Annotated in this window: 12 protein-coding genes and 1 pseudogene; 11 read left to right on the top strand and 2 right to left on the bottom strand. The window is 61.3% G+C overall.

All coding sequences use genetic code 11. The features are described 5' to 3' along the window. Positions 1 to 84 precede the first annotated feature (84 nt). From gap to CAF80_RS22695, 9 genes and pseudogenes are all read left to right on the top strand, one after another. Entirely contained in the window at positions 85 to 1,086 is a 1,002-nt protein-coding gene (gene gap, locus CAF80_RS22730; RefSeq protein ID WP_064598953.1) for a type I glyceraldehyde-3-phosphate dehydrogenase, read from the top strand. A gap of 101 nt (positions 1,087 to 1,187) precedes the next feature. After that, on the top strand, positions 1,188 to 1,706 hold the full coding sequence (locus tag CAF80_RS22725; protein WP_039766069.1) for an RNA polymerase sigma factor: 519 nt from the start codon (positions 1,188 to 1,190) through the stop codon (positions 1,704 to 1,706). A 123-nt stretch (positions 1,707 to 1,829) separates the two neighbouring features. Then, a complete protein-coding gene (locus CAF80_RS22720) occupies positions 1,830 to 2,795 on the top strand; it encodes a FecR domain-containing protein (protein ID WP_039766067.1) in 966 nt (321 codons plus the stop codon). Between the two features lie 122 nt (positions 2,796 to 2,917). Beyond that, positions 2,918 to 5,503, top strand: a complete 2,586-nt coding sequence (locus CAF80_RS22715) for a TonB-dependent receptor (protein WP_085667957.1) — start codon at positions 2,918 to 2,920, stop codon at positions 5,501 to 5,503. Positions 5,504 to 5,614: 111 nt separating this feature from the next. Then, a complete protein-coding gene (locus tag CAF80_RS22710) occupies positions 5,615 to 6,211 on the top strand; it encodes a biliverdin-producing heme oxygenase (RefSeq protein WP_085667956.1) in 597 nt (198 codons plus the stop codon). A gap of 168 nt (positions 6,212 to 6,379) precedes the next feature. After that, positions 6,380 to 6,775: a YbaN family protein gene (locus CAF80_RS22705; RefSeq protein ID WP_085667955.1), complete on the top strand. Its 396-nt coding sequence runs from the start codon at positions 6,380 to 6,382 to the stop codon at positions 6,773 to 6,775. Positions 6,776 to 6,877: 102 nt separating this feature from the next. After that, positions 6,878 to 8,236 (top strand): annotated as a pseudogene (locus CAF80_RS29300) (HAMP domain-containing protein); the annotation flags it as partial. Positions 8,237 to 8,338: 102 nt separating this feature from the next. Continuing rightward, on the top strand, positions 8,339 to 9,094 hold the full coding sequence (locus CAF80_RS29295; protein ID WP_371320921.1) for a methyl-accepting chemotaxis protein: 756 nt from the start codon (positions 8,339 to 8,341) through the stop codon (positions 9,092 to 9,094). 38 nt (positions 9,095 to 9,132) lie between these two features. Then, entirely contained in the window at positions 9,133 to 10,482 is a 1,350-nt protein-coding gene (locus CAF80_RS22695) for a CoA transferase (RefSeq protein WP_085667954.1), read from the top strand. Positions 10,483 to 10,712: 230 nt separating this feature from the next. Here the strand turns inward: CAF80_RS22695 and CAF80_RS22690 are convergent, their stop codons facing one another. Together CAF80_RS22690 and arcD (CAF80_RS22685) are read right to left on the bottom strand one after the other, a co-directional pair. Continuing rightward, positions 10,713 to 11,564 (bottom strand): DNA-3-methyladenine glycosylase, encoded by an 852-nt coding sequence (locus tag CAF80_RS22690; protein ID WP_085667953.1) that lies wholly within the window; start codon positions 11,562 to 11,564, stop codon positions 10,713 to 10,715. Then, on the bottom strand, positions 11,561 to 12,988 hold the full coding sequence (arcD, locus tag CAF80_RS22685; protein ID WP_064598968.1) for an arginine-ornithine antiporter: 1,428 nt from the start codon (positions 12,986 to 12,988) through the stop codon (positions 11,561 to 11,563). Before arcD (CAF80_RS22685) ends, CAF80_RS22690 begins: the two co-directional genes overlap by 4 nt. Before the next feature lie 448 nt (positions 12,989 to 13,436). On the opposite strand from arcD (CAF80_RS22685), the gene arcD (CAF80_RS22680) reads away from it, so the two are divergent. Further along, positions 13,437 to 14,864, top strand: coding sequence for an arginine-ornithine antiporter (gene arcD / locus CAF80_RS22680; RefSeq protein WP_039766045.1), 1,428 nt, complete (start codon positions 13,437 to 13,439; stop codon positions 14,862 to 14,864). Between the two features lie 34 nt (positions 14,865 to 14,898). Next, positions 14,899 to 16,155, top strand: coding sequence for an arginine deiminase (gene arcA / locus CAF80_RS22675; protein WP_039766042.1), 1,257 nt, complete (start codon positions 14,899 to 14,901; stop codon positions 16,153 to 16,155). Positions 16,156 to 16,184 lie beyond the last annotated feature (29 nt).

Here is a 16,184-nt window from a genome sequence, read left to right as displayed (position 1 = left end):
ATATTGCCACTAAAAAGGCTTGTTTTCTATTTTTATGCGAATAATCTTGTAATTCCAACAACAAAACGACGGCGGCGCTGTTCAATGACTCTTCGAATCGCAATCAATGGTTTTGGCCGCATCGGCCGTAATGTCCTGCGCGCACTGTATACCCAAGGCTATCGTCAGGATTTGCAGATCGTCGCCATCAACGATCTGGGCGACAGCGCGATCAATGCGCATCTGCTCAAATATGACACCGTTCATGGCACATTCGACGCCGAAGTTGCTCACGACAACGAGAGCCTGACCGTCAACGGAGACCGCATTTCGGTCAGCGCCATCCGCAACCCGGCCGACCTGCCATGGGCCGCGGAAAAGATTGACGTGGTGTTCGAATGCACTGGTCTGTTCACCGACCGGGCCAAAGCCGCCGCGCATATTACCGCCGGGGCACGCAAAGTGATTATCTCGGCCCCGGCCAAGGGCGCCGATGCCACCGTCGTTTACGGTGTGAACCACGACATCCTGCGCCAGTCGCACCAGATCATTTCCAACGCGTCGTGCACCACCAATTGCCTGGCCCCGGTGGCCCAAGTGCTGCACCGCGAACTGGGCATCGAAAGCGGTCTGATGACCACGATTCACGCCTACACCAACGACCAGAACCTGACCGACGTCTATCACACCGACCCGTACCGCGCCCGCTCCGCCACCCAGAACATGATCCCGAGCAAGACCGGCGCTGCCGAAGCCGTGGGCCTGGTGCTGCCGGAACTGGCTGGCAAGCTGACCGGCATGGCCGTGCGCGTGCCGGTAATCAACGTGTCGCTGGTTGACCTGACTGTGCAGTTGAAGCGCGAAGCCTCGGCCGATGAAGTCAACGCATTGATGAAAGCCGCGAGCCAGCACTCGAAGATTCTCGGCTACAACACCCTGCCGCTGGTATCGAGCGACTTCAACCACAACCCGCTGTCGTCGATCTTCGACGCCAACCACACCAAATCCACGGGCAAACTGCTGAAAGTGCTGGCCTGGTATGACAACGAGTGGGGCTTCTCCAACCGGATGCTCGATAACTGCCTGGCGCTGTGCAACGCGGAATAAACGCCTGCCCCCACAGGTTTGATTTCAATCTGAAATCAACACTTGACCACTCGGGCGGATGATAAGCATTATCATTCGCCCGAAATGGATCAGGTCATCCCGTGAGTCAATCACACTTCAATCACGTCTTCCTCGCCCAGCGCACTTCGCTGCTGCGGACCCTGGAACGGATGGTCAACAACCACAGCACCGCCGAAGACCTGTTGCAGGAAACCTACCTGCGCGTCACCCGGGCGCTGAGCGAACGGGCCATCGATCACCTTGAACCCTTTGTCTTCCAGACCGCGCGCAATCTGGCGCTGGATCATTTGCGCGCGCGCAAGATTCATTCGCGCACCATGGTCGACGATGTGCCGCAGGAGGTGGTGCACAGCGTCGCCGCCCCCGCCAGCAGTGCCGAAGACGCCGCTCACGCCGAACAATTGCTGGAGCGCCTGAACGTGAGTCTCGCTGAACTCAGCCCCCGCCAACAGCAGATTTTCATCCTCAGCCGCCTGCACGGGCGCAGCTATCAGGAAATCGCCGCAGAACTGAACGTGTCCCTCAGCACGGTGCAGAAAGAACTCAAACTGATCATGACCATCTGCATCGGTGTCGCCGAACGCTTGAACGGCGACTGATGCCGTAGGACTTTTCTGTAAACCTCAGGATCGACTGCACTGATCATCGGGCTTTGTTACCCTTGCCCGACTTTTACGCTTCACTAAAAAACAGCCGTGCACAGACACTGCCGAGGAAACACCGTGACGGACACCCACCGCTCCCCTTCGCCTTCATCGGCGCAGGACGCCGCCAGCGCAATGGACCAGGCTCTGGACTGGCTCATCGTGCTCGGCAGTCCGGACGAGGAGCAGACCCGGCAATTTCACGCCTGGCTGGCGGCCGATCCGTTGAATGCCGAGGCGTTCGCCAAGGCCCAGGCGATCTGGGACGGCCCGCAGATCGCCCAGTGCGCGCAGAATCTCGCGGCCAAACCGAAGAAAGTCACCGTCCTCACGCGCCTGCGCCCGCACTGGAAACCGCTGGCCACCGCCGCCGTGCTGCTGCTCGGGCTGTTCAGTTTCAGCAACCTGCCGATGCGTTTGCAGGCCGATCACCTGACCGTGGTCGGCGAGCGTCAGCGCCTGCAGCTCGAGGACGGCTCGAAAGTCCTGCTCAACACCAATTCCGCGTTCTCCAGCACGATCAACGATCAGCAGCGAGTCGCGCGGCTGTATCAGGGCGAAGCGTTTTTCGAGATCCCGGCCAGCCGCAGCCAGCCGCTGGAAATCGACGCCGGGCCGGTGAAGGCCAGCGTGCGCGACACCGCATTCGCCGTGCGTTATCTGGACGGCGTGGCGCAGGTGCGGGTGCAGCGCGGCGATGTCGATCTGCGGGCGACCCGTGATGATGCGCGGGTGCGGCTGTCCGCCGGGGAAAGCATCCGCATCGGCCCGAACGGTTTCGACCGCCCGGCCAAGGTCGACGCCGCCACCGATCTGGCGTGGGTGCAAGGTCGGCTGATCTTCGAAAACTGCCCGCTGAACCAGGTGCTGGCCGAACTGCGCCGCTACTACCCGGGCTTCATCATCAACGCCAACGAACAGTTGGCCGACGTCGCCGTCACCGGCAATTACCGTCTCGACCAGCCGCTGGATGTGGTGCGTTCGCTCGCTCACATCACCTCGGCCAAGCTTCGGGAATTCCCGGCGCTGGTGATCTTGAACTAAATGAGAATTATTTTTACTCGATAGCCGAAGCTCGTTCGTCTCGTTATAGCCAATGCAATTGATTCGCATCTCGCGAGATCAATCAGCACCTATAAAGATTCGTGCGACACGGAGCGCTATCGATGTCCTCACGCCTTACCCGTCAGACCTCCTCCCCTTCCCGCGTGCTGTCGCTGCTGACCGCCGCTATCTTGATGGCCGGCACCGCGCCGCTGATGGCCGCCACCGAACAGCCGACGCGCAACATGGGCGACTACTCGTTCGCCATCGGCCAGCAGCCGCTGGTGTCGGCGCTCAACGCGTTCACCGCCGTCACCGGCTGGCAGATCGGTTTGCCGGCGGAACTGGGTCAGGACGTGTCGTCGCCGGGTGTGCGCGGTTCGCTGCCACCGGAAAAAGCCCTGGAGCGCCTGTTGGTGGGGACCAACCTGAGCTTCCGCAAACTGAGCAACAACAACGTCGTGCTGGAAAAACGCGCCAGCAGCGGCGCGCTTAACCTCGATCAGGTGACCATCAGTGCCACCCGTCAGGAACAGTCGATTAACAGCGTGCCGGCCACCGTCAGCGTGCAGACCCGCGAGGATCTGGACCGCAACAACGTCAATACCATCAAGGATCTGGTGCGCTACGAGCCGGGCGTCTCCGTCGGCGGCGCCGGCCAGCGCGGCGGGATCAGCGGCTACAACATTCGCGGCATCGACGGCGACCGCATCCTGACCCAGGTCGACGGCGTCGAAGTGCCGGACGGTTTCTTCAACGGCCCGTACGCCAAGACCCAGCGCAATTACGTCGACCCGGAAATCGTCAAACGCGTCGAAATCCTTCGTGGCCCGGCCTCGGTGCTGTACGGCAGCAACGCCATCGGCGGCGCCGTCAGTTACTACACCCTCGACCCGGACGACATCATCAAGCCCGGCAAAGACGTCGGCGCCCGCCTGAAGACCGGCTACAGCTCCGCCGACGAGAGCTGGCTGAAATCCGCCACCGTCGCCGGTCGCACCGACCAGTTCGACGGCTTGCTGCACTACAGCCAGCGCGACGGTCACGAAACCGATTCCTACGGCAGCAACAACGGCACCGGCCTTGAACGCACCGCCGCCAACCCGGAAGACGTGAAAGCCACCAACGTGCTGGCCAAGATCGGCTGGAACTACAACGAAGGTTCGCGCTTGGGCCTGACCTACGAAAAGTACAAGGATGATCGCGACACCGATCAGAAAAGCGCTTACGGCGGCCCTTACTTCAACGGTGCCCCGACAATCCCGGACAGCGTGCTGCCCGGCGGCATGTACCAGTGGCGCACCGGCAACGACACCATCACCCGCGAGCGTTTCGGCCTGGAGCACAGCTTCGAGTTGAACAGCCTGCTGGCGGACAACGTGAAGTGGAGCCTCAACCACCAGACCGCCAAGACCGATCAGAGCACCGACGAGTTCTACTACCCGATCACCCGCAAAGTGCTGCGCACCCGCGACACGATTTACGAAGAGAAACAGTGGGTCTTCGACGCGCAACTGGACAAGGCATTCGCCATCGGTGATACCGATCACGTGCTGACTTACGGCACCACGATCAAGCAGCAGAAAGTCACCGGTTCGCGCAGCGGCGACGGCAAGTGCCTGGCGGTCGGTCGCGGTTGCACCGCCATCGGCGCTACCAGCGCAGCCGACGTGCTGAAAAAGTCCAGCGACTTCCCGGACCCGACCATCAACACCTACAGCCTGTTCGCCCAGGATCAGATCAGCTGGAACAACTGGACCTTCCTGCCGGGCCTGCGCTACGACTACACCCAGCTCAAGCCGCACATCACCCAGGAATTCCTCAACACCGTGGCCGCCGACGGCCAGGGCACGGTCAGCGATTCGAACAAGACCTGGCATAAAGTCTCGCCGAAATTCGGCCTGACCTACGCCCTGACCGAAAACTACACCTGGTACGGTCAGTACGCCGAAGGCTTCCGCACCCCGACCGCGAAAGCGCTGTATGGGCGCTTCGAGAACAGCACCACCGGCTACAACGTGGCGCCGAACCCGGACCTGGAACCGGAAAAAAGCAAAAGCTATGAAACCGGCCTGCGCGGCAACTTCGAGCAAGGCTCGTTCGACGTGGCGGTGTTCTATAACAAGTACCGCGACTTCATTAACGAAGACGCCGTCACCCCGGGCTACAGCGAGCTGACGTTCCAGTCGAGCAACATCAAGCACGCCACCATCAAGGGTGCCGAAGTCAAAGGTCGTCTGAACCTCGATTCCTTCGGCGCGCCGCAAGGCCTGTACACCCAAGGCTCGATTGCTTACGCCTACGGACGCAACAACGACAACGGCGAACCGTTGAACAGCGTCAACCCGCTGACTGGCGTATTCGGCCTCGGTTATGACCAGGACAACTACGGCGGCCTGCTGAGCTGGACCGTGGTCAAGAAGAAGGATCGCGTCGACGACAGCAACTTCAAATCGCCGGACGGTGTCAGCAGTCAATTCAAGTCGCCGGGCTTCGGCATTCTCGATCTGGCCGGTTATTACAAAGTCACCGACGACGTCACCGTCAGCGGCGGCATCTACAACCTGACCGACAAGAAATACTGGCTGTGGGATGACGTGCGCGGTTACGACAGCGTCGGCGAAGCCTCGGTGACACAACCGGCCAACCTTGATCGCCTGACCCAGCCGGGTCGCAATTTCGCGATCAACCTGGTCTGGGATATCTGATCCGGATGACCTCACGGCGCGCATGCATTGCCGCGCCGTGAGGTTTTTTTACTGTCCGGCGCTTGCCCGTACGTCTCGTTATCAAGCGCCTCTTCTTTTCAAGGACATCTCATGAGCACCCCGGAAAAAGCCCTGCGTTCACAACGCCTGAACCAGATCACCCACGAGCCGCACAGCAAGCTCGATGCACTGGTCAAGGCCCACGCACCGTTCGAGACCCGCGCCAATTTCGCCCGCTTCGTGGTCGCGCAGTACCTGTTCCAGTCGGAACTGGTGTCGCTGTACAACGATGCCGAACTGACCGCTATCGTCCCTGACCTGCCGGCCCGCTGCCGCGCCGAAGCGGCAAAAGCGGACCTCGCCGACCTGGACACCGAAGTGCCTGCGCCAGTCGCCGGCGCGGTGAAAAACCCGAGCAAGGCCCGCGCCCTGGGCTGGATCTTCGTCTCCGAGGGCTCCAAGCTCGGCGCCGCGTTCCTGATCAAACGCGCTGTCGCGCTGGACCTGAGCGAAACCTTTGGAGCCCGTCACCTGGGCGAGCCTGAGGGCGGTCGTGCAGAAGGCTGGAAGAGCTTTGTGCGTACCCTCGATTCGCTGCAATTCAGTGCTGAAGAAGAAGCCGAAGTGGAGCAAGGCGCGATTGATGCGTTCAACCGCTTCACCGTGCTGCTGGAACAGGCTTACGCCACAGAAGCCGAGCCGGCCTGATCCTGACCACTGTAAAACCCTGTGGGAGCTGGCTTGCCAGCGATGATGGCGCGTCAGACAACATCCCTGTCGACTGACCGGACGCTATCGCTGGCAAGCCAGCTCCCACAAGGAATTGCGTAAGTCTGTAAGATTCCCACCTTGTCACATAAGCCTCTCGCTGAGCCCATGCCCCAACCCGCCGCCTCCCGACTCGCCCGCCTGCTGTTTGGCCTGCTCGCCTATGTCAGCCTCGGCATCGGCCTGATCGCCATCGTCGTGCCCGGCCTGCCGACTACCGAGTTCATCCTGCTCGCCGCCTGGGCCGCGACTCGCAGTTCGCCGCGTCTGAGTGCCTGGCTGGAAAACCATCGACTGTTCGGGCCGATCCTGAGCAACTGGCGCAACGGCAAGATCATCGCCCGCAAGGCCAAGGTCAGCGCCACGGTCAGCATGCTGCTGTGCGCCACGCTGATGCTGGTGATGCTCGATCACGGTTGGCCGATTTATCTGGCGATTGCCGGGATGACCCTGGGCAACCTGTGGATCTGGTCGCGACCGGAAGCGTTGCCGAAGATTTCCTGATTTTTCTCTTGTTTTCAGGGTATTTACCCGCGCAAACGTTTAGCCGTGACCGCTCGTCGGCTGGTAATTCATGCCTCTGCGCCTCGCGCCGATGAGCATTGAATGGCGCTGAATGGATTTGGCGAACCGGGCACCTTCCTGCCCCTTAGCCAACAGCTCATCCATTCGCGAGAACGTCCCATGTTCGACTCTCTGTCCATTCGCCTGAAAATCGTCCTGCTCTCCGGCCTGTGCCTGCTCGGTGTGGTGGCGCTGATCGTTGGCATCAACATTTACCAGACCAACCAGAACGACGAACTGGTCAGTGCTTCCAGCAGCAAGATGCTCACCGCCAGTGTGCAGAATCTGTTGCAGGCCAAGGCTGCCGAGCAAGCGGTGCGGGTGCAGAAAACCTTCGGCGAGAGCCTGTTGGCGATCACCGCGCTGGCCGACCAGATCAAGGACATGCGAGTGATGGCCGCCAAGCGTTCGCTGGACGCCGGCGCCCTGCGTGAAGAGTTGAACCCGAGCCTGAAAACCGCCTTCGAGCGCAACAGCAAGGTGCTTGGCATCTGGCTGGCGTTCGAGCCCAACGGACTGGACGGCAAGGACAGCGAATTCGCCAACGATGCCGCGCGTCAGTCCAACGAGGCGGGACGTTTCGCCAGTTACTGGAGCCGTGCTGCGGGTCCGTCGCTGAACACGATCATGGTCGAAGACGACATGAACAAGACCACCCTCAGCGTCAGCGGCACGCCTTACAACAGCTGGTACACCTGCCCTCGCGACAACAAACGCACCTGCCTGCTCGACCCTTACGCCGACACCGTGGGCGGTAAGGAAATGCTCATGACCACCATTTCCGTGCCCCTGCTGGTGGACGGCAAGGCCATCGGCGTGGTCGGTGTCGACATCGCCCTCGACGCCCTGCAAGCAGCGGCCGTGGACTCTCAGCGTGACCTGTTCAACAGCGCCGGGCACATGCTGATCGTCTCCGGCAGCGGCGTGCTCGGTGCCTACAGCGCGGATGCCGGCAAGGTCGGCAAAAGCATCGGCGACACCCTCGGCGCCGAGGGCAAGGACGTGCTGCAACTGCTGAGTGCCGGCACACCGAAGATTCTCGAACGGGGCGACCTGATCCGCGCCGTGTATCCGGTCAACCCGATTGCCGACTCCAAGGCCTGGGGCGTGGTCATCGACCTGCCGAAACAAGTGCTGCTGGCCGACTCGGTCAAGCTCCAGGCAGTGCTCGACGACGCGCAGCAAACCGGCACGATTACCGCATTGGCGGTGGCCGTGATCGCCGGCCTGATCGGTCTGCTGCTGATCTGGCTCACCGCCTCCGGCGTGACCCGTCCGATCAACAGCGTCGCCGAAATGCTGAAGAACATCGCCAGCGGCGAAGGCGACCTGACTCAGCGCCTGAACTACACCAAGCAGGATGAATTGGGCGAACTGGTGAACTGGTTCAACCGTTTCCTCGACAAGCTGCAACCGACCATCGCCCAGATCAAACAGAGCATCACCGAAGCCCGTGGCACCGCCGATCAGTCGTCGGAAATCGCCCGCCAGACCAGTGAAGGCATGCAGGTGCAATTCCGCGAGATCGATCAGGTGGCCACCGCGTCCAACGAAATGAGCGCCACCGCCCACGACGTGGCCAACAGCGCCTCGAACGCTGCCAACGCCGCGAAAGGCGCCGACCAGTCGGCCAAGGACGGGATGTCGATCATCGAGCGCAGTACCCGCGACATCAATCAACTGGCGGACGAAGTCAGCAAAGCGGTGACCGAGGTCGAAGAGCTGGCGGTCAACAGCGAGCAGATCGGTTCGGTGCTGGAAGTGATCCGCAGCATCGCCGAACAGACCAACCTGCTGGCGCTGAACGCCGCGATCGAAGCGGCCCGGGCCGGAGAAAGCGGTCGTGGTTTTGCGGTGGTGGCCGACGAAGTCCGTAACCTGGCCAAGCGTACTCAAGATTCGGTGGAAGAAATTCGCGTGGTCATTGAACGCATCCAGACCGGCACCCGTGGCGTGGTCGCGACCATGCACTCGAGCCAGACCCAGGCCCACAACAACGCCGGTCAGATCCGCCAGGCCGTGGACGCTTTGGGCAAGATCAGCGACGCGGTCACCGTGATCAGCGACATGAACCTGCAAATCGCCAGCGCCGCCGAACAGCAAAGCGCCGTGGCCGAAGAGGTCAACCGCAACGTCTCGGCGATCCGTACCGTCACCGAAACCCTGACCGAACAGGCCACCGAATCGGCAGCGATCAGCAGCCAGCTCAATGCATTGGCCAGCCAGCAGATGAAATTGATGGATCAGTTCCGCGTCTGATTTGATCTATGATCAGGCCCTCTTCCGGAGGGCCTTCGATGACCGATCTGCTCACGTCCATTCAAGCCGCGCTCGGCTTGTCCCGCATGCCGATTCCGTTCACCGGCGAGGGCGCCCTGCCCTCGGCGTTCGCCGTCACCGACCTGGCCTGCGCGAGCATTGCCGCTGCCGGGCAAGCCGTCGCCGAACTCCTTCAGCAGCAAACCGGCGACTTGCCCAGCGTAAAAGTCGACCGCCGCCTCGCCTCGTTCTGGTTCGCCACCTCGCTGCGACCGATCGGCTGGGAAGTGCCGCCGCTGTGGGATCCGGTGGCCGGCGACTACGCAACCCGAGACGGCTGGATCCGCCTGCACACCAACGCCCCGCATCACCGCGCCGCTGCTGAACGCGTGCTCGGCGCCTGTACCGACCGCGCGGCGATGGCGGCGAAAGTCGCGCAATGGGCCAGTGCCGATCTGGAGCGAGCGGTGGTCGAGGCCAAGGGTTGTGCGGCTGAAATGCGCAGTTGGGAACAGTGGCAAAAACATCCGCAAGGGTTGGCGGTGAATGCCGAACCCTTGGTGCATTTCGGGAATGGGAAAGAAGAAAACCATCAACCCTGGCAAGGCTCGGTGGCGCGGCCATTGGCCGGGCTCAAGGTGCTCGATCTGACCCGCGTACTGGCCGGCCCGACCGCCAGCCGCTTCCTCGCGGGGCTGGGCGCCAATGTGCTGCGCATCGATCCGCCGACCTGGAACGAACCCGGCGTGGTGCCCGAAGTGACCCTCGGCAAACGCTGTGCGCGACTGGATCTGCATGTGCCGGCAGATCGCACAGTGTTTGAAAGCCTGCTCAAGGATGCCGACATTCTGTTGCACGGCTATCGCGCCGACGCCCTTGAACATCTCGGCTTCGGCGTTGAACGTCGCCGGCAACTCGCGCCGGGGCTGATCGACGTTTGCCTCAACGCCTACGGCTGGAGCGGCCCGTGGCAGAACCGTCGGGGCTTCGACAGTCTGGTGCAGATGAGCAGCGGAATCGCCGAGGCCGGACAGCGCTGGAAGCAGGCTGACAAACCGACGCCGTTGCCAGTGCAGGCGCTGGATCATGCGACGGGGTATCTGATGGCGGCGAGTGTGATTCGGTTGCTGACTGAACGGTTACGCAGTGGTCGAGGTGGATCGACGCGATTGTCGCTGGCGCGGACGGCGAAGCTGTTGGTTGAGCATGGGGCTGGGACTGACGAAGCGTTGCGTCCGGAGGAGGCAAAGGACCAGAGCTTGCAGATGGAACACACGCCATGGGGGCCGGCACGTCGGCTTCAAGCGCCGCTGCGTATTGCTGGAGCGCCGTTGCAGTGGGCTTTGCCGGCGACTGAGTTAGGGTCGCATCGTCCGCAGTGGTTTTGAGATTTGTGCATGGTTTGAGATCGCTGCCCTCACCCCAGCCCTCTCCCAGGGGGAGAGGGAGCCGACCGAGTTGTCTGGCGCCATGCATCGACCTGAGAGATCGAGTCGATTTTGGATTCGATGCAGAACGTTCAAGTCGATGTACTTCTCAAATATCCCCCAATCGGCTCCCTCTCCCTCCGGGAGAGGGCTGGGGTGAGGGCAGCGGTTTCAAGTCGGAAACGAAAGACTCAGTCAAAGCGACTCCAAGACGCCCACAAAACCTGCGCCGCATACCCCCGAAACGGCCGCCAGGCCTCTGCCCGAACAGACAACTCCCGCGCCGTCATCCGCACGCCTTCCAGCACTTCCAGCGCCCGCAGCAACCCCACATCGCCGGTCGGAAACCCGTCCATGTCCCGCAACTGCCGCAGGGCAATGTACTGCGCCGTCCAGTCGCCAATCCCTTGCAGCGCCAGCAACCGCGCCGTCCCGGAGGCAAACAGCAGCGGATCGTCAAATGACGCCTGCGCCACCCCGGACAAGGTGCGCCCGCGACTTTTCGGCATGCCCAGCGCCGCCAGATCAGCGTTCGCCAAAACCTCTGCCTGAGGAAAAACGTGAGTCAGGCCCTGCACTACAGAACGCAATGGCTCGCCATACTGCGCCACCAGTTTCCCCGCCAGCCGAATCGCCGCGACCACGGTGATCTGCTGCCCCAATACCGCGCGAAACGCCAACTCCAAACCATCCCACGCCCCCGGCACCCGCAACCCCGGACGCTCGGCGATCAGCCGCGCCAGCAGCGGATCCGTCGCCAGATGCTGCTGCATCGTCGGTAGATCCGCATCCAGATCAAACATCCGTCGCAAGCGCGCAACAATCTCGGGAACCGCCGACGGATCCGGGAAATCCAGCTCCACCTCCAGCGCATCAGCGTCACCGGGCCAGACCGAAACCGTACCATGAAGCCCGTTCAACCCGATGCTGCGCGAATACACGCCATCGACCACCGTCTCCATTCCCGCCACCGCCCGCGCTGCCAGAAACCCGAGCATCGCCGGCCAGTCGTAAGCCCCCTGATAATCGAGCCGCAATCTCACAGGGACAACACGCCGCTGTACAACCCGTAGGCCGCGAGCCCGGCCCCGGCGATGACGCAGGTGAAAATTCCCTTCTCGAGCGTGGTGAACAACGGCTCGCCCTGCTCATGCTTGGCCTTGGCGAACAGGATCACCCCCGGCGCATACAACAGCGCCGACAACAGCAGGTATTTCACCCCGCCGGCATACAACAGCCACACCGCGTAACACAGCGCGATGCCGCCGATCAGCAGATCCTTGGTGCGTTCGGCGGAGGCATGCTCATAGGTTTCACCCCGTCCGCTGAGCAATACCGCATAGGCTGCCGACCACAGATACGGCACCAGAATCATCGACGAGGCGAGGTAAATCAGGCTGGTGTAAGTGCCGGCGGAAAACAGCGTGATCAGCAGGAAAATCTGGATCATCACATTGGTCAGCCACAACGCATTGACCGGCACATGGTTGGCGTTTTCCTTTTTCAGGAACGCCGGCATCGTATTGTCCTTGGCGGTGGCGAACAGGATCTCCGCGCACAACAGCGCCCACGACAGCAACGCACCGAGCAACGAAATGGCCAGGCCCACGCTGATCAGCAACGCGCCCCATGGCCCGACGATGTGTTCCAGCACCGCCGCCAGTGACGGGTTTTGCAAGGTCGCCAGTTCCGGCTGGCTCATGATCCCCAGCGACAACACATTGACCAGCACCAGCAGCGCCAGCACACCGATAAAACCAATGACCGTGGCCCGGCCCACATCGGTGCGCTTCTCCGCCCGGGCCGAGTAAACGCTGGCGCCTTCGATACCGATGAACACGAACACGGTGACCAGCATCATGTTGCGCACCTGATCCATCACGCCGCCGAAATTCGGGTTGCTGCGGCCCCATATGTCGCGGGTAAAAATCTCGGCCTTGAACGCCACGGCGGCAATGACCACGAACATGATCAGCGGAATGATCTTGGCCACGGTGGTCAACTGATTGATCAGCGCCGCCTCCTTGATCCCGCGCATCACAAGAAAGTGCACGGCCCACAGCAACACCGAGGCGCAACCGATGGCGATTGGCGTGTTGCCCTGGCCGAACACCGGAAAGAAGTAGCCGAGGGTGCTGAACAGCAACACGAAATACCCGACGTTGCCCAGCCAGGCACTGATCCAGTAACCCCACGCCGAAGAAAAGCCCATGTAGTCGCCGAACCCGGCCTTGGCGTAGGCATACACGCCGGAGTCCAGTTCCGGTTTGCGATTGGCCAGGGTCTGAAACACGAAAGCCAGGGTGAGCATGCCGATCGCCGTGATGCCCCAGCCGATCAGAATGGCGCCGGCATCGGCCCGGGCTGCCATGTTTTGCGGCAGGGAAAAAATCCCCCCGCCAATCATCGAACCCACCACCAGGGCGATCAGTGCGCCAAGGCGCAGCTTTTGCGTCGGTTGCGACATTCCAGCGTCTCCAGGTTCCCGAGGCCGGCATTGGCCGCCCATGGTGATGTAACCGGTATTAACCAAACGGTTAGAGCGTAAGTACGTTTATTGAATAACGCCAATCGACGTCTTTTATATATAGCGGATGGCACTAATGCCTAGCACGGATAGGCAGTTTTGTGTGCGAATCCTGATAATTCGATTCTGTACTGAAAACAGAGGTGAAAAATTTGCCAAACCTTGAAAACGGACTAGCGTGATAACTCGAAAGTAATAGGAAAAGTTCCCAACTACATATGCCAAAAGCCTCTGGGACAGGCCTTACAGGCAGAAGCCTTATGCCATCAGACGTTTCATAAGTCATTCATTAACAATGGAATGTGACCATGCACTGATCTAAGTCAGCTGTTTGAATAGCCAACAGAACTACGCTGTGAACTCTTCTCTCCTGCAATGGAGTCATGCAATGTCTGAAGCTCCCGGAAAACTACGACTAGGTGCACTGGTTGCATTGGTAGTCGGCTCAATGATCGGTGGCGGGATATTCTCTTTGCCACAAAACATGGCCGCCAGTGCCGACGTCGGCGCGGTTCTGATTGGCTGGGCCATCACCGCTGTCGGCATGCTCACCCTCGCTTTCGTCTTTCAAACCCTCGCCAATCGCAAGCCTGACCTGGACGGCGGTGTCTACGCCTACGCCAAGGCCGGTTTCGGCGATTACATGGGCTTTTCTTCGGCCTGGGGCTACTGGATCAGTGCCTGGCTGGGCAACGTCGGTTACTTCGTTCTGCTGTTCAGCACCCTCGGGTATTTCTTTCCGGTTTTTGGGGAAGGCAACACCGTTGCCGCAGTGATCGGCGCCTCTGTGCTGTTGTGGGGCGTGCACTTTCTGGTGCTGCGCGGGATCAAGGAGGCGGCGTTCATCAACCTCGTGACCACGGTCGCCAAGGTCGTGCCGCTGCTGCTGTTCGTGCTGATCGCGATCTTCGCCTTCAAACTGGACATCTTCACCGCTGACATCTGGGGCGTGAAAAACCCGGATCTGGGCAGCGTGATGAACCAGGTGCGCAACATGATGCTGGTCACCGTGTGGGTGTTCATCGGCATCGAAGGCGCGAGCATCTTCTCGGCCCGGGCGGAAAAACGTTCGGACGTCGGCAAGGCGACCGTGATCGGTTTCATCACCGTGCTGCTGTTCCTGGTGCTGGTGAACGTGCTGTCGCTGGGCATCATGACCCAGCCGGAACTGGCCAAACTGCAGAACCCGTCGATGGCCGCCGTGCTGGAACACGTGGTCGGTCACTGGGGTGCGGTGCTGATCAGCGTCGGCCTGATCATCTCGCTGCTGGGGGCACTGCTGTCGTGGGTGCTGCTGTGTGCGGAGATCATGTTCGCCGCCGCCAAGGACCACACCATGCCGGAGTTCCTGCGCAAGGAGAACGCCAACCACGTGCCGGTCAACGCCCTGTGGCTGACCAACGCGATGGTGCAGCTGTTCCTGATCATCACCCTGTTCTCGGCCAGCACTTACCTGTCGCTGATCTACCTCGCCACTTCGATGATTCTGGTGCCGTACCTGTGGTCGGCGGCCTACGCCCTGCTGCTGGCGGTGCGCGGCGAAAGCTACGAAGGCTTCGCGGCCGAACGGCGCAAGGACCTGATCATCGGTGGCATCGCCCTGATCTATGCGGTGTGGCTGCTCTACGCCGGTGGCGTGAAGTACCTGCTGCTCTCGGCCCTGCTCTATGCCCCCGGCGCGATCCTGTTCGCCAAGGCCAAGCTCGAACTCAAACAACCGGTTTTCACCAACGTCGAGAAGCTGATTTTCGCCGCAGTGGTCGTGGGCGCCCTGGTGGCAGCCTACGGACTGTATGACGGCTTCCTGACTCTGTAGTTGCCCAACGTTTTCACTCTGGAGGATCACTGAAATGACCACGGAAAAAGCTAAGTACGGCGTCCATTCCGAAGCCGGCAAACTGCGCAAAGTCATGGTTTGCTCCCCAGGTCTGGCCCATCAGCGGCTGACCCCGAACAACTGCGATGAACTGCTGTTCGACGACGTGCTGTGGGTCGCCCAGGCCAAGCGCGACCACTTCGACTTCGTGACCAAGATGCGTGAGCGCGGGATCGACGTGCTCGAAATGCACAATCTGCTGACCGACATCGTCGCCATCCCTGAAGCGCTGGACTGGATCCTTGAGCGCAAGGTCACCGCCGATTCGGTGGGCCTGGGCCTGATCAACGAAGTCAAATCCTGGCTGAAAAGCCTGGAGCCGCGACACATCGCCGAATTCCTGATTGGCGGCGTGTCCGCCGATGACCTGCCGGACAGCTTCGGTGGCAAGACCATCCAGATGTTCCGCGACTTCCTCGGCCACTCCAGTTTCATTCTGCCGCCGCTGCCGAACACCCAGTTCACCCGCGACACCACCTGCTGGATCTACGGTGGCGTGACGCTGAACCCGATGTACTGGCCGGCGCGCCGTCAGGAAACCCTGCTGACCACCGCCATCTACAAATTCCATCCGCAATTCACCAACGCCGATTTCGAGATCTGGTACGGCGACCCGGACAAGGATCACGGCAGTTCCACCCTCGAAGGCGGCGACGTGATGCCGATCGGCAACGGCGTGGTGCTGATCGGTATGGGCGAGCGTTCATCCCGTCAGGCCATCGGCCAACTGGCGCTGAACCTGTTCAAGAACAAGGCCGTGGAAAAAGTCATCGTCGCCGGCCTGCCGAAGTCCCGCGCAGCGATGCACCTCGATACCGTGTTCAGCTTCTGCGACCGCGACCTGGTCACGATCTTCCCGGAAGTGGTCAACCAGATCGTCGCCTTCACCCTGCGCCCTGACGAAAGCAAACAGGGCGGCATCGACATCCGTCGCGAAGAAGGCACCTTCCTCGACGTCGTGGCCAAAGCCCTCAACCTGCCGAAACTGCGCGTCGTCGAAACCGGCGGCAACAGCTTCGCCGCCGAACGCGAGCAATGGGATGACGGCAACAACGTGGTGGCCGTGGAGCCGGGCGTGGTCATCGGCTACGACCGCAACACCTACACCAACACCCTGCTTCGCAAGGCGGGCGTGGAGGTCATCACCATCAGCGCCGGCGAACTCGGTCGTGGCCGCGGCGGCGGCCACTGCATGACTTGCCCGATCATCCGCGACCCTATCGATTACTAAACGACCATCTCCCCGGCCGCACCTATCCC

The organism is Pseudomonas sp. B34(2017) (genome assembly GCF_002112915.1).
GTDB lineage: Bacteria > Pseudomonadota > Gammaproteobacteria > Pseudomonadales > Pseudomonadaceae > Aquipseudomonas > Aquipseudomonas pharyngis.
Note: the sequence above shows the minus strand (reverse complement) of the source record. Positions and strands in the feature narration are given on the sequence as shown.

Excerpts from the sequence above, each read along its gene's own strand:
- arcA (WP_039766042.1), top strand. The coding sequence starts at position 14,899 with ATGACCACGGAAAAAGCTAAGTACGGCGTCCATTCCGAAGCCGGCAAA.
- CAF80_RS22710 (WP_085667956.1), top strand. The coding sequence starts at position 5,615 with ATGAGCACCCCGGAAAAAGCCCTGCGTTCACAACGCCTGAACCAGATC.
- CAF80_RS29295 (WP_371320921.1), top strand. The coding sequence starts at position 8,339 with ATGCAGGTGCAATTCCGCGAGATCGATCAGGTGGCCACCGCGTCCAAC.
- CAF80_RS22695 (WP_085667954.1), top strand. The coding sequence starts at position 9,133 with ATGACCGATCTGCTCACGTCCATTCAAGCCGCGCTCGGCTTGTCCCGC.
- arcD (WP_064598968.1), bottom strand. The coding sequence starts at position 12,988 with ATGTCGCAACCGACGCAAAAGCTGCGCCTTGGCGCACTGATCGCCCTG.
- CAF80_RS22715 (WP_085667957.1), top strand. The coding sequence starts at position 2,918 with ATGTCCTCACGCCTTACCCGTCAGACCTCCTCCCCTTCCCGCGTGCTG.
- CAF80_RS22705 (WP_085667955.1), top strand. The coding sequence starts at position 6,380 with ATGCCCCAACCCGCCGCCTCCCGACTCGCCCGCCTGCTGTTTGGCCTG.
- arcD (WP_039766045.1), top strand. The coding sequence starts at position 13,437 with ATGTCTGAAGCTCCCGGAAAACTACGACTAGGTGCACTGGTTGCATTG.
- gap (WP_064598953.1), top strand. The coding sequence starts at position 85 with ATGACTCTTCGAATCGCAATCAATGGTTTTGGCCGCATCGGCCGTAAT.